Annotated in this window: 11 protein-coding genes and 1 tRNA gene; 2 read left to right on the top strand and 10 right to left on the bottom strand. The window is 45.2% G+C overall.

What is annotated here, in order from left to right:
- Nucleotides 1–24 precede the first annotated feature (24 nt).
- The 4 genes from A8140_RS04810 to A8140_RS04795 form a co-directional block, all read right to left on the bottom strand.
- Complete coding sequence (locus A8140_RS04810) at nucleotides 25–915, bottom strand: isochorismatase (protein ID WP_005529942.1); 891 nt, start codon at nucleotides 913–915, stop codon at nucleotides 25–27.
- 64 nt (nucleotides 916–979) lie between these two features.
- Nucleotides 980–2,599: a (2,3-dihydroxybenzoyl)adenylate synthase gene (locus A8140_RS04805; protein WP_005529944.1), complete on the bottom strand. Its 1,620-nt coding sequence runs from the start codon at nucleotides 2,597–2,599 to the stop codon at nucleotides 980–982.
- Nucleotides 2,596–3,816 (bottom strand): isochorismate synthase, encoded by a 1,221-nt coding sequence (locus tag A8140_RS04800; RefSeq protein ID WP_050557396.1) that lies wholly within the window; start codon nucleotides 3,814–3,816, stop codon nucleotides 2,596–2,598. Before A8140_RS04800 ends, A8140_RS04805 begins: the two co-directional genes overlap by 4 nt.
- 291 nt (nucleotides 3,817–4,107) lie before the next feature.
- A complete protein-coding gene (locus A8140_RS04795; RefSeq protein WP_005529948.1) occupies nucleotides 4,108–5,205 on the bottom strand; it encodes a hypothetical protein in 1,098 nt (365 codons plus the stop codon).
- Nucleotides 5,206–5,306: 101 nt separating this feature from the next.
- Between A8140_RS04795 and A8140_RS04790 the strand changes: the two genes are divergently transcribed.
- Nucleotides 5,307–6,098: a 2,3-dihydro-2,3-dihydroxybenzoate dehydrogenase gene (locus A8140_RS04790; protein WP_005529950.1), complete on the top strand. Its 792-nt coding sequence runs from the start codon at nucleotides 5,307–5,309 to the stop codon at nucleotides 6,096–6,098.
- 19 nt (nucleotides 6,099–6,117) lie between these two features.
- Here the strand turns inward: A8140_RS04790 and A8140_RS04785 are convergent, their stop codons facing one another.
- From A8140_RS04785 to A8140_RS04765, 5 genes are all read right to left on the bottom strand, one after another.
- Complete coding sequence (locus A8140_RS04785) at nucleotides 6,118–6,840, bottom strand: transglycosylase SLT domain-containing protein (protein ID WP_005529952.1); 723 nt, start codon at nucleotides 6,838–6,840, stop codon at nucleotides 6,118–6,120.
- Nucleotides 6,841–7,202: 362 nt separating this feature from the next.
- Entirely contained in the window at nucleotides 7,203–7,652 is a 450-nt protein-coding gene (locus A8140_RS04780) for a DUF3015 family protein (RefSeq protein WP_005529955.1), read from the bottom strand.
- Between the two features lie 4 nt (nucleotides 7,653–7,656).
- Nucleotides 7,657–9,507: an Lnb N-terminal periplasmic domain-containing protein gene (locus tag A8140_RS04775; protein ID WP_032999980.1), complete on the bottom strand. Its 1,851-nt coding sequence runs from the start codon at nucleotides 9,505–9,507 to the stop codon at nucleotides 7,657–7,659.
- A gap of 127 nt (nucleotides 9,508–9,634) precedes the next feature.
- Nucleotides 9,635–10,495 (bottom strand): alpha/beta hydrolase, encoded by an 861-nt coding sequence (locus A8140_RS04770; RefSeq protein WP_005529959.1) that lies wholly within the window; start codon nucleotides 10,493–10,495, stop codon nucleotides 9,635–9,637.
- A gap of 188 nt (nucleotides 10,496–10,683) precedes the next feature.
- A tRNA-Arg gene (locus A8140_RS04765) sits at nucleotides 10,684–10,760 on the bottom strand.
- Between the two features lie 204 nt (nucleotides 10,761–10,964).
- On the opposite strand from A8140_RS04765, the gene folD reads away from it, so the two are divergent.
- Entirely contained in the window at nucleotides 10,965–11,825 is an 861-nt protein-coding gene (gene folD / locus A8140_RS04760) for a bifunctional methylenetetrahydrofolate dehydrogenase/methenyltetrahydrofolate cyclohydrolase FolD (RefSeq protein WP_005529961.1), read from the top strand.
- Nucleotides 11,826–12,044: 219 nt separating this feature from the next.
- Here folD and A8140_RS04755 read toward each other — a convergent pair whose 3' ends face one another.
- Entirely contained in the window at nucleotides 12,045–13,244 is a 1,200-nt protein-coding gene (locus A8140_RS04755; protein ID WP_005536160.1) for a NupC/NupG family nucleoside CNT transporter, read from the bottom strand.
- Nucleotides 13,245–13,382 lie beyond the last annotated feature (138 nt).

The raw sequence follows: 13,382 nt of genomic DNA, 5'->3' as shown, positions 1-13,382 counted from the left end.
TTTGTTTTTCTTATTCTTTGGCTGCTAAGTCCGTTTCTTCTCGATCAGTTGCCACCAATCTTGCAAGCTGGGGTTGGCAGCCAGTTCCATAAAACTCACATCAAGTCCCGCTTGTTGCCAATCACTCACCAGCGACATCATGCGCACGGAGTCCAAACCGAAATCCAACAGGCTATCTTCTGGTGTCATTTCATCGACTGGCACTTCTAGCAAAGCAGCCAATTGCTGAGTTAAGTGGGGCTGAGATTGAGGAATAGAGAAATCACCACCGACCAGTTCATCGGCACGGTTTATCTGAGACAGGAGCTGCTGTTTATCCAGAACATAACCACAGCGGCCAGCAACGTAGTTGAGCGCCATGTCATGATCATCAGAAGAAAAATCTGCCACCGCATCAGACACCATAAAGGCTTGAATATCGGTCATGAAGGCTTCTGCCGCAGTTTGCAAACAACCGATGTGAGCGTAAACACCAACGATGATCAACTGATCGCGTCCCGTTTCATCCATCATGGATTTAAGCGGCGTACGCTGGAATGCGCTGTAACGCCATTTGGTGTAAACAATATCTTGATCGGTAGGCGCTAACGCAGGAAAAATGCGAGTAATGCTTTCGTCGGCTTTTAAACCTGGTCCCCAAAAATCCGTCAGCAATGCGCGATCTTCTTGCTTTTGGTCACCAGGTTGCGCGGTATAAACCACGGGGATCCCTGCATCAATACAGGTTTGCTTGATCGCCTGAATATTACGCGTCAGGGTTTGAATCAACTCGCTGTCGACATCATAGAAATTGAGGAAGTACTGCTGCATGTCGTGAATAAGTAACACGGCACGCTGGGGGTCTACAGACCAGTTAACACGGTTTTCTGGTATCGCCTTGGGCAATGGATAACCAGATAGAGAGGGAATGGCCATTGGGCTTGTCTCCAAAATATTAAAAAAGCTCAGCGTCCCAAAAGCCTTTGCGACGCTGGGTTGGTTAAACGAGTTCTAATAGCTTGTTTTTATTTATTTTTCCGACGGGAGTTTTCGGCAGTACATCAACAAAAATAACGCGATCGGGGATCTTGAAGTCCGCTAAGCCGCGATCTCTTAAAAAGCGTTTTATTTCAATCACTCTAGGGTTCTGTTCTGGGCAAACCAAGGCTGCGCAACTGCGCTCACCTAAGTAGTCATCCGGAATGGCAATTACGGCAGCATCGTGCACCGAGTCATGGGCAAGCAGATGGTTCTCGACCTCCTCCGCAGCGATTTTCTCTCCACCACGGTTGATCTGATCTTTATCGCGCCCTACCACCTGTAAGTTGCCCGCTTCGGTCAAAACGACAATATCGCCCGTGCGGTAGTACCCTTGCTGAGTAAAAGAACGCTGATTATGCTCTGGCGCACGGTAGTAACCTTGAATGGTGTAAGGGCCACGCACGAACAAAATCCCCTCTGTTCCTTGCTCAACGGGGTTGCCCATTTCATCAAGAACCAACAGCTCATCCGCAGGCGACATCGGCCGACCTTGGGTAGAAATGATTTCAGACTCGGGGTCATCCAAACGGGTGTAGTTTACGAGCCCCTCTGCCATGCCGAACACCTGCTGCAAGGTACAGCCCAACTCTGGTCGAACTCGCTTTGCAGCTTCTTCACTAAAACGAGCACCACCCACTTGCAACACTTCAAGGGAAGTAATGTCATGTTCTGTTCGCGCAGCTTCATCCAGCCATAAGAGGGCTAATGGCGGAACCAAAGCCGCCACGGTAATTTGGTATTTCTCAATCAAAGAAAACGCCGTCTGAGGGCTAGCATCTGGTGTTAACACCACAGTGCCACCAGCCATTAAACAGCCCAGTGCACCTGGCGAGCTAAGCGGAAAGTTATGCGCCGCAGGCAACACACAAAGGTAACGAGTTCGATCTGAGAACTGGCAAACTTCATTGCTGGCACGAACGCTATAGAGATAGTCGCTATGAGTGCGCGGGATCAGTTTTGGCGTACCCGTAGTTCCACCAGAAAGTTGGAAGAACACGAAGTCTTCTCCCTGTTCTTCATGCAGTTCGGCATCGTTTAAATAAAGACTATCGAGAGTTAGGCTACCAGTAGGTATTTCACTCGCTTCACCCGCCCAAACAATGCTGGTAAGGCTCGGTAATTCAGCCGCAACTTGCTGCGCGATATCAGCCGTGTTCACACCTCGCTGCGGTGCAGTAATCAATACTTTTGCCTCAGTAAAATGACAAAAGTATCGAATCTCCGAATAACGGTGCGCTGGCAAAGCCAGTACGGGCTGCACGCCAATTTTGAGTAGAGCGAAAAAGCTAAGATAAAACTCCCCAATGTTCGGTAGATGCAACACCGCTTTGTCTCCTGGTTTGAGACTCAGCTTGGTTTGGAAACCTGCCGCCAGTTGGTCGACCTGCTGCGCCAAAGATTGATACGTCCACTCACGCTCTCCATCTACCAATGCCAATTGCTGTGGCTGTCGAACAGCGCTGGCTTGCAGCATTTGTGGGATAGTTTGATCTGTCCAATAACCGGCTTGACGATATTGTTCTGCTCGCGCTTCTGGCCATGGGGTAAAGCCGGATGCTTGCATGGATTCGTGACTCATTGCACCACCTCCATGTTTTCACGGATCTCGATGCCCAACGCATTGAGTACAGTGCGCATCTTGTTACCGGTTTCTTCCAGCTCACTTTGTGGCTCAGAGCCTGCCACAATCCCAGCGCCCGCGTATACTTTGAGGCGTTTTTTCTCCACCTCCGCACAACGAATCACGACCACCCATTCACCATTGCCACGAGCATCAACCCAACCAACAAGGCCGGTAAAGTAACCGCGGTCAAAAGGTTCAACATGGCTAATAAAGTCGTAAGCTTGCGCCGTCGGATAACCGCACACGGCTGGCGTTGGGTGCAGTGCACTTGCTAACTTCAACACACTCGTGTTTGCATCCGATACCGTGCCCTCGATGCGAGTCGAGAGGTGAAGCATGGCTTTGGTTTCTATCACCGATGGCACCATCGGCACATACAGGTTATGGCACCAAGGCTGCAGCGCTTTTTCAACCGCATCCACCACCACGGCATGCTCATGGAGATCCTTTGCACTCTCCATCATCAGCTCACCTTGCTGTTGGTTAATGCATTCGTTGTCACTGCGTCGGCGAGAACCCGCCAGAGGATTGGAACAAACGTGCGGGCCTTTGCGTGACACGAGCAGTTCAGGGCTCGAGCCCATTAAGTACGCGTCAGATTGACTGCCACCAATGCGGGTAGAAAACGTGTAGCCACCTGGGTTTTGTTTGAGTAAGGTTTTCAAGAGGCGTGCGCGGTCAATTTCCTCTTCCGTATCGACCTGCATGGTGCGTGATAACACCACTTTATCCAGATCAATGTCCTCTCGACAGCAGCTTGTGGCCGCTAACTCAACACTGCGCATGTACTCTTCAGGAGTAGGAATCGGTTGGATCGATGAAGGTGGACAATCAGCAACCCCATCCACATCAGAAACTTTATCCGGTCTGATTGGTGACGTCGTGATAAGACGGTCTGGGACGATAAAGTGCACCGGGTTGTGTTCAGAGAACGGAATCACTCCCACCGCAATGGGGTTTTGGTTTCCCGCATCCTTTGCCGATTCAAGTAATTGACTGATGTGAGTATCTAACTCGGAGAATTTCACCTGTTGGGAAAATTCTGCGGCAATGCCTTGGGTAAGTAAGGTCACCGTCGGTGAGCTAAAAAAGAACGAAGCATCATCCGTATGAGCGTTAAGAAACTCGGTGAGCATAGTGCTACTTCCCATTGAGTTACGAAGCATAATCATCTCTCAAGCTTTATTAAACATAGCGTTCCAAATGAGATCCCTTCTCATTTGACGAGTGAGACTACACATACAAAATCAATTGTTCAAACACTTTTTGATAATAATTATCACTCGCATTATAAATAATTCTATAAATTAATCCCATAGTATGAATATGGAAAAAAGCAAATAATTACTTATAGTTAGGAAGCTTAGGAGGAAAAATCACTGGACATAAAAAATGGCTGAACCCTTTTGGAATCAGCCATCAACCATTGATTCAGTCAATGAATTTACGTAATGAGACGTCAATTAACCTTGATCGGTGAAACCGTATTTTTCATCGCTCAACGTTCGTATTTCATTGAAGCGGTCTTGCATCTTTCCGCCAATTAAATCCACGCGTCTTTGCATCTCATTCACCCAATTTCGGTCTGCCATCACGTCACGAGGAAATACTGTCGTGCGTTGATTTGCTCCGAGATAAAGAAACGCATCAAACAATTCGCCCACTTGCGCATCCATCTTGTCCATAGCCGCTAACTTGTAACGGGCCTTCGGCAAGAGGTCGATAAATCTCAGCTCCGCAATTGGGCTTTGTTTCACGTCCAGTAGCGCTGGTGCTGACACATCGTGGAAAGTTTCCACCACTTCTGGCTCTGTCATTGGCCAAATTAAGTACGTGCTGCCTGGAAACGCTTGTTCCAAACGCGTCGCCAGTGGCCAAGCGCTATCCTGCGTTTTTGCCACGTAATCCTTTGGCGCATTAACCAAATGAAAAGCGCCAAAAATCAACAGAGCTTTTTCTTGCTTGGCCATTCGCTCAGCCGCAATTTGATAGAAGTGATCGGTTTTATTCTTCGCCGCCAGTTTCCACACTTTTTCATCTTGAAGGCCTTGCCAATCAAAAGGTGCTTCCGCTAAATGCACCTGAATCTTTTTCCCTTCAGGCAAGGTCGCATTGCGCGTTCTGATCGCCTCAAAAAAGTTTCGATACGCATCCGGCATCCAGGCCATAAAATAAATTGATCCCCTCAGCACCTCCTCCAACTGCGCTTGCGTCACCTCGCCACCAGCCAAATATTCATCCAGCACTGACTGGTATTTCGCATTGCCAAATTCAACCACAATATGAGTAACCTGGTCAGAGAACGCCTCGGTCTTCACCAGTTCGGTAGCGTAATTCAGAAACGCATCGTTCCAATGGTAATCACCGATCCCAACAAAATTGTGTTGCTCGAACGCTTTTAAAATGGCCGCATTTGCAGGCTGGGCTTGTTTCACTACTTGCTCAATTTTCTGCTTGGGTAAGTCCACCTCGGCAGAGTGTGGTAAATACTCGCACCCAACCATTCCAACGAGCCCCACAGCCAAAAGCCAAGGTTTGATTTTCCAGCCAAATTTATTCATCAATTTCACGACCTCCTTGTTAATATCGCGACAACGATAACAAAAATCATTATCATCCATCCAATTTTGATTTGATACTTGTTGCACAAAAGGAGAAAGGAATGAGTGAAAACCGCTCAGAATTCAACGGCAAACTGTGTTTAGTGACCGGCGCAGGACAAGGGATTGGCCTAGCATGTGCCAAAAGCTTATTGGCACAAGGAGCACGAGTGATTGCCTGCGATGTCACTCAATTGGCACTCGATACCTTCCAGCAGTCGCTACCAAAATGCCAGCAATCGAATACGTTGCTTGTCCCTTTTGATTTGGCAGATTCAAATGCAATTCAAACCGCTTGCCATAACCTAGAGCAAGACCAACTTATCCCTGATTACATCGTCACTTGTGCTGGCACTTTGCATCTCGAATCAGTTTTAGATTTGCCACTGGAAGCACTGAATAAAACCTTAGATGTGAACTTAAAAGGCACCATGCTGCTCACACAACAACTGGCTAAAATTCTGGTCAAACACAGCAAGCAAGGCGCGATTGTGGCCGTCGGTTCCAACGCAGCAGACACACCACGCGTCAAGATGTCTGCTTACTGCACATCCAAAGCTGGCCTGCACATGTGGATGCAATGTTTGGGGTTAGAACTGGCAGAGCATGGCATTCGTTGCAACATCGTTAGCCCCGGTTCAACCCGGACCCCAATGCAAGAGCAGATGTGGAATGAAGCTTATGGCGAGCGAGAAACAATTCAAGGCAACTTGGTCTCCCATCGCATGGGCATTCCGTTAAACAAGATTGCCGAGACCAAGGACATCACCAACGCGATTGAGTTTTTGCTCAGTGATAAATCAGGTCATATCACGATGCATGATTTGAGAGTGGATGGCGGAGCGACCTTCTGAGCCTCCGCCGAACGGAAAGTTAACCGTAAAACTTGGGGTGCCTGCCCTTCTCTAGCTTGCGCCTCACCTTGTAGGACACATCACCTAACGTGATCTTGCCAGCGTTGTTGCGGTCGATCCCCGCGTTCTGACGATACGCGATCGACCCCTGTTTAAACAACACATGCGAATGGGGTTTACCAATGGCAGCCGGATAGAGGATAGCCATGTACACATCTTCAAGAGAGTCCATTCGGCCACGGTACGGCAAGAAGTACGCTTTGACGTAATCGAGCTGCTCAATTGCGCTCATCTTGGCCAGTTTTTTGGTGCTGGTACCCAGCGCCTCGGCCGTTGAAGGCATAAACTGAATAAGCCCTGTCGCGCCACTTCCAGAACCATTTTTGATGCTCGGGCTAAACGTCTCTACCGTTTCAAACGCCATGCAAGCCATTAGGTGGTTTGGGTCTATATTGAGCTCTTGAGAAATGTCGCTGACTTTGCTTTTAAACTCGGGTGAAACGCGATTACCCCAAGCTAGGGCATCAACAGGAGAGGAGGAAAAACACGAACAAGAAACATCATTTTTATTAGGGAATAAAGATAAAGGCGAGAGAGTGTTTACAACCTTCTGGTTCTTACGCATCAGGCTGTTAGGAAAGGAAAAAACCTTATCTTTTTTGTGCTTAAGCTTTGTTATTTTTAGTAGCTTATACAATCGCTTAGAAACCGTTTTCACGATAAAACCACAGTGGGAAAACATTTTTAAAACTGTAGTCCATTTCTTACTTTTTTAACATCAGTATCAGTAGTGAAGCACAAAAATGTGAGGTGGATCGGTGAGCTTTATAGGAAACATTTAGGATAAGAATAGGAATGAGAAAAAATCATACTTCATGATTTTCTTTCCGATCAAAGCAATAAGTAGTTTGTTGCACATCGGAATTCGGTTGAATGTATTTGGGCTACTAAACTAAGATGCAAACCTAAAGTAGAGATTTACACACTTTATTCTGGGCGTCCATATTAAGCTTCATCCAGTCAGCTCAAAAGTCGAAGTTGTAGTTCAAAAAATAAAAAAGGTTACCGAAGTAACCTTTATAAAAGCTCAACTTATACCTTAAATTAAAGGCTAGCCATAACTACATCGTAGTAAGCTTCAGGGTTTGATTGTTTAGCTACCACTTGTTCCGCCATTTCAGAACGTATAGCGTTGATAACTTGTGGGTGCTGGCTCGCGTCAACATCAAGCATATTTAGCATTGCGGTCAAGTGTAAACCAGAACCTTGAGATGTTTCTTCGATTACTTGATCGTAGTTGTCTTGAATAAATTGTGCAGTTTTAACTTCCTTACCCTCACATGAACCCTCAGAAGAAACTTGAGATGATACCGCTGTAGTGCCTAAATCCCAAATAACGTTAGAGATAGCTGCTGCCGTTCCATTATCATTAAAAATCATTGCACCAATACCACAATGTGTCCACGGGTTAATATTTGATTTTCCTTCTTCAGCAAAAGTAGTGCCAGTAAGAAGAGTGGATACAGCAATTGCGCAAAGTGTTATTTTTTTCATTTTATTACCAGTACGTTGAAAATTTTATAGCATATTCAAAATCTTCATCATATTGAATCGACGTCCTAATATCGAAATTCTTACTTTCGAAAAAACGCTGATCCCATTTGAGGTAGTTTTTGTGTTCTGCTATTTTGGTTATGTCGAAGCCACTCCCAGCTTTTATGGAAGTAACCCAGTATGGTGCTATATTTAGCACTAAGCCTATCTCCGGACCAATACGGACGGTGCCGTGAGAGAGGTCCGAAAATAAAATTTCCCCAGCAAGAGCAGCATAGCCAGCTGAGTCATTTTCTAAATAAATACTTTTACCTAAAAATCCACTTACATACATATCCGAGCAATCAATACACGATAAGCTACTTGGTTTGTAGCCTGCATTTAAAGACCACGCATAGAAATCATCTTCGGCTAGTCCCGTCTGGGATACGTTCAAATTTAATACATTAAACAGGGTCAATTCTCTTACTGACCAGCTATGTTCCTGCTCCGTATATAATAGAGTCAAATCAAAGGTACTAAGCTCCGAAAAAGGTATACGAGCAGAATTGATGTTTAATAAGTCATAGTAATTTGCACGAAAACGTAAACTGATTCCTGAACCAAATGCGTCATTGTATCTTGTAGATACCTGAAACATCGCCGTATTTTGTGCTGTATGGGGTGGCAGCTTATTTGCTTGTTCCCAACTACTTTGCCCTGCAGGCAAACGAAAGCGCTCAGTTAATAGTTTTTCTCTTTTTGTCACTTCAGCTTCAGACAAACCACCATTTTTAACGTCTAGGAACGCGTAATAGTCATACATAAAGTCAATGACTCGTTTTACTTCATCATCATCAAGAGAAAGAAGTACGTTATGCTCTTCGCCAATTGGAAGAGCAATAATGCTCTCTACACTTTCTTTTTCATTAGCATTTAGCTGATTAAAGCGGCTATATAGCTTTTCCTGACGAGATTCATGATAGACAACGTTTTCTATATAACTATTCGTTTCAGGTTGATTGAGCATCATCACCAAATCGTAGGGCATCACCCAAATTTTATTTGGTGCCAAAAGGGGCCTTTCAATAACTAATTCTAAAAGCTTAGCAAGCTGGTAGCCGCAATTTTGTTTAAAGAAATAGTATGCCATGCTCGTATTGTCTAATTCCCACAAGTGTGCAAGTAGAAATATAACTTTTTCTTTGGGAAGATTAAGTTTGTATTCCCATAAGTCTCTAAGCTCTGTTTCGTTATATGCCAAATTTTGATGATGATACTTCTGGTTTGCAAAATGTCCCTGATACCCTCCGGTTATTCCTTTATAGATGTAGACAAGCTTATTATCCGACTCTGGAACCATCGCTCCGTAGCTGAACGTGTTGTCTAGTAACTCATTACCTTCACCTGAATTAAATTTGAGTAAAACGTGACCATACATTGAAGCAGGATTACCCAAATAACCACTCGCATAAACCACGCTGATACTATCAGTCATAAATGACCCTAGATACTGATTATATTCAGGACAATCTATTTCTGGGAATAAAATCTCTGGGACGACACGTTTTAGCCATATTTTCCTTGCAGGGAATTGACACTGGGTAATAGGTTCATCGATAAACGATTGAATCGTAGATTTTAACTCTTCTTCTGGGTTAAGTTTTCCAATCGGCGATAAGAAAAATGATGGACTTGTAACACTACTAAGAGTTTCAAAGAGCCCCTCTTCGTAGTGAATTAGTAAGTGCCATGTCGTCAGAGAGCTTATAGCTTCGAGATCATAGTTTTCTAAAGTTCCTTTTTGACCAGAAGAGGCGTTACTAGATGTAAAACAAAACACAAAGATTAAGATGGATATAATTAACTGTTTCAATAGGACCGAATTTACCGAATACATGCTTGATATAAAACTGAGCGCTTATAATAGCAAAACACGTTCGTTATTATCAATATTTTTCATGCTTATGGTGTTTTTATATCATTAAACGTATGGGTTGTGTTCATTGACAAACTTTGTTTTGGTCTTTTAGATCTGGCCATTGCCTTAGCTGACAAATAATCTTCTCTCGCCAGATAGGTGAGTCCCAAATAGTAATATGACCTTCTGTGTTAGTAATCCAAAGTTGCTTTGGAGATTGAGTGTGTGAATACAAAGCAAAAGCATGGCTTGAGCTTATAAGAGGATCCAGAGAACTGTGAGTTATTAGTACAGGGACATTATCTATCTGAGCAACATTAGCCAGTGGCGAATAATCATCAGTAACTAACATGCTAAGAGGATATTGAAATAGCCATGTAATCCAAGATTTACCAAGCGTTTCCTGCATTATTTTACGGTGTGAACTAAAGGTGCTGTCCAGTATTAGTCCCTGCGGTTTTTTTAATGTTGGAAGCTCAGCAACTAAATTAACGGCTACGGATGCGCCAAGGCTTTGCCCCCAAATAATAATCGGTAAATTAGTTGTGTTCTGAGTGAGTAATTCGTAATAGCCAGCTCTCGCATCTTCTTGTATCGAAGCGAAATCAGGCTCCCCATGAGAGAGACCGTAGCCACGATAGTCAATTATCATGACTTCCCACCCAATATCTGATAGCCAGTGGACATTTGCGATGTGATAGCTAAGATTTTGAGCATTACCATGTAAAAAAAAGACAGTACCTTGCTTTTCTTTATCTGTATGAACCCTCCAAGCGTGTAGCCTAGTACCATCCTGTGAGGAAAAAAATACATCGGTTTTAGAAAACTCGAATACTTCAGGTGACGATACCAGATTCTTTGACGGCCAAAAGAACAGGCTCTCACAACCTAGGAGCATTAAAGATATTAAGAAGTAGGCTGGAATCTTTACTCCACAAATCAAGCACTCACCTGTTATGTTTTCATATTATAACAACAAGTATTGTCACTAGTTTTAGAATATTCAATTTAGAATAATCCGCTCGGCTCAATCTTTAGAAGTTGCTGACACATAGAGTGCCCAGTATCAGATCTGGAACGAAAACGACAAAACCCCGACAACTCGAGGAGCTATCGGGGTTTCTGAATATATGGCACGCCCTGTAGGATTCGAACCTACGACCACATCCTTAGAAGGGACGTGCTCTATCCAGCTGAGCTAAGGGCGCGCTACAGGGAAAGGATTATACGAGTTCAAGCGCTTAAATCAACGGGTTTTCATAACATTCTGATCTGAATGCCTAAAAAAAGGGCACTAAAGCGATAAATGTTCAAAAACACCCCAAAGCAAACGTTTGCGTATGGATGTTAAATAGATTTTCTGCGACAATGCGCCGCAAATAATTTGCCTTCTCAATTTAAAAAGGAAAGTCATGACTGCTCAAAATATAGATGGAACTCTCATTTCCCAAACTGTTCGATCCGAAGTTGCAGCACGTGTGAAAGCTCGCGTTGAGGCTGGCCTTCGTGCTCCTGGTCTTGCAGTTATTCTAGTTGGTGAAGATCCAGCTTCTCAAGTTTACGTTGGCAGTAAGCGCCGTGCGTGTGAAGAAGTTGGCTTTGTCTCTAAGTCTTTTGACCTTCCTGCGACAACGTCGGAAGAAGAGTTGTTGGCACTTATCGATGAGTTGAACAACGACGCAGAAATCGATGGCATTCTTGTTCAGTTGCCACTTCCTGCTGGCATCGATGCAACGCACGTTCTTGAGCGTATTCACCCAGAAAAAGACGTGGATGGCTTCCACCCTTACAACGTTGGTCGTCTAGCACAGCGCATTCCTAAGCTTCGTTCTTGTACGCCAAAAGGCATTATTACGCTGCTTGATCGTTACAACATCGAGCTACGCGGTAAGCACGCGGTTGTGGTTGGCGCATCAAATATCGTTGGCCGCCCAATGACACTTGAGCTGCTTCTTGCTGGTTGTACAACGACAACTTGTCACCGCTTTACCAAAGACCTAGAAGGTCACGTTCGCCAAGCTGACCTTGTTGTGGTTGCTGTTGGTAAGCCAAACTTCATTCCTGGTGAGTGGATTAAGAAAGGCGCTGTTGTGGTCGATGTGGGCATCAACCGTCTTGAGTCGGGCAAGCTAGTAGGTGACGTGGAATACGACAAAGCACGTGAGAATGCGAGCTTCATTACACCAGTACCGGGCGGTGTTGGCCCAATGACGGTAGCAAGCTTGATTGAGAACACGATGCTGGCTTGCGAGCAATTCCATACGAAGAAGTAAAGAATTACGATACTGAAAGGGCTCCGCAAGGGGCCCTTTTTGTTTGGAGTAATAACCCCCTCTAACTCCCCCTTGAAAATGGGGAGGACCGGTCTGAGATCGTTTTTACCTATGAAATCACATCGCACATCATATTCATTGTCGACTGGTGCTTCACACTAAGCGCACTCAAGTCTAGTCCCCTCCCCTTTCTAAGGGGAGGGTTAGGGAGGGGTTCTGTTACAAACTCAAGATCACGCCAGCAATTGATGCACTCATCAAGTTCGCCATTACACCTGCTGCGATTGCGCGGAAGCCGTATTTCGAGATGAATGAACGCTTCTCTGGCACTAATGAACCTAGACCACCAATCAGCATTGCCATGGTTGAGATGTTTGCGAAACCACACAGTGCGAAGGTTACAATAGCTTGTGAGTGTGCGCTTAGCTGAGACTTCACTTCCATCAGTTGGATGAAGGCTACGAACTCGTTTACCACGATCTTGTTACCGATCAGGGAGCCAGCTACGATAGCTTCATTCCAAGGAATACCTAGCAACCATGCGATTGGTGCGAATAGGTAGCCAAGCACTAACTCGAAGCTTAGTTCCATACCGAATAGACCGCCGAACCAGCCTAGAATGCCGTTTAGCATCGCGATAACACTCACGAACGCCAATAGGGTTGCACCTACCGCCACTGCAATACGTAGACCAGACATTGCGCCGTCAGCCATTGCTTCAACCACGTTGGTTGCGCGTGGCATTTCTACTTGGTCTAGATCCATATCCTGTGCTGCGCTGTCTGTCTCTGGCATCATAATTTTTGCCATTAGAAGACCCGCTGGTGCTGACATGAATGCCGCTGCGATTAGGAAGTTAAGATCCACACCCAGTGATGCGTAACCCACTAGCGTGCCACCTGCAACCGATGCCAAACCACCAGTCATGACTGCGAAGAACTGAGAATCGCTCATGTGCTTCAGGTATGGCTTTACTACTAGCGGCGCTTCAATCATACCAACGAAGATGTTCGCTGTTGCAGATAGCGATTCTGCACGGCCTGTGCCTAGCAAACGCTGTAGACCACCACCGATTAGGTTGATCACTTTTGGCATTAGACCAATGTGGTACAAACCAGAAATCAGCGCTGAGAAGAAGACGATGATACCTAGTACATTAATCGCGAAGGTAAAGCCACCTGTTGCTAGGTTGCCAAATAGGAACGCGATGCCCTCTTGACCGTAGTTGATTAGGTTAGAAACCGCGCCAGTTACTGCGTTAAGCGCTTCTTTACCCGCTGGAACGTAAAGTACCAATAGCGCGAAGATTACTTGCAGAGCAAAAGCCAAAGACACCGTTCGTAGACGAATGTTCTTACGGTTAGTCGAAAGCAGCCATGCTACGAATAGGATGACTACGATACCAAGAATTGAGTTCATAAAATGAATCCGAAAAAGGGGGAACAGGAAAGGCGTCGGATTGTATAGAGCGTAAAAAATGCTGCAAGTTGGGGATGTTAACAGGCTGAAAATCTCACCAGCTTACTCTTTAACCAGCAAAATAACTCGTTGAATTAA

It is taken from the genome of Vibrio campbellii CAIM 519 = NBRC 15631 = ATCC 25920, assembly GCF_002163755.1.
Taxonomy (GTDB): Bacteria; Pseudomonadota; Gammaproteobacteria; order Enterobacterales; family Vibrionaceae; genus Vibrio; species Vibrio campbellii.
The sequence above is the reverse complement of the archived record's forward strand: the minus strand, read 5'-3'. Positions and strand labels throughout refer to the sequence as shown.

Bases quoted from the DNA above. Each gene is read 5' to 3' on its own strand.
- A8140_RS04810 (WP_005529942.1), bottom strand. From the start codon at position 915: ATGGCCATTCCCTCTCTATCTGGTTATCCATTGCCCAAGGCGATACCA.
- A8140_RS04805 (WP_005529944.1), bottom strand. From the start codon at position 2,599: ATGAGTCACGAATCCATGCAAGCATCCGGCTTTACCCCATGGCCAGAA.
- A8140_RS04800 (WP_050557396.1), bottom strand. From the start codon at position 3,816: ATGATTATGCTTCGTAACTCAATGGGAAGTAGCACTATGCTCACCGAG.
- A8140_RS04795 (WP_005529948.1), bottom strand. From the start codon at position 5,205: ATGAATAAATTTGGCTGGAAAATCAAACCTTGGCTTTTGGCTGTGGGG.
- A8140_RS04790 (WP_005529950.1), top strand. From the start codon at position 5,307: ATGAGTGAAAACCGCTCAGAATTCAACGGCAAACTGTGTTTAGTGACC.
- A8140_RS04785 (WP_005529952.1), bottom strand. From the start codon at position 6,840: ATGTTTTCCCACTGTGGTTTTATCGTGAAAACGGTTTCTAAGCGATTG.
- A8140_RS04780 (WP_005529955.1), bottom strand. From the start codon at position 7,652: ATGAAAAAAATAACACTTTGCGCAATTGCTGTATCCACTCTTCTTACT.
- folD (WP_005529961.1), top strand. From the start codon at position 10,965: ATGACTGCTCAAAATATAGATGGAACTCTCATTTCCCAAACTGTTCGA.
- A8140_RS04755 (WP_005536160.1), bottom strand. From the start codon at position 13,244: ATGAACTCAATTCTTGGTATCGTAGTCATCCTATTCGTAGCATGGCTG.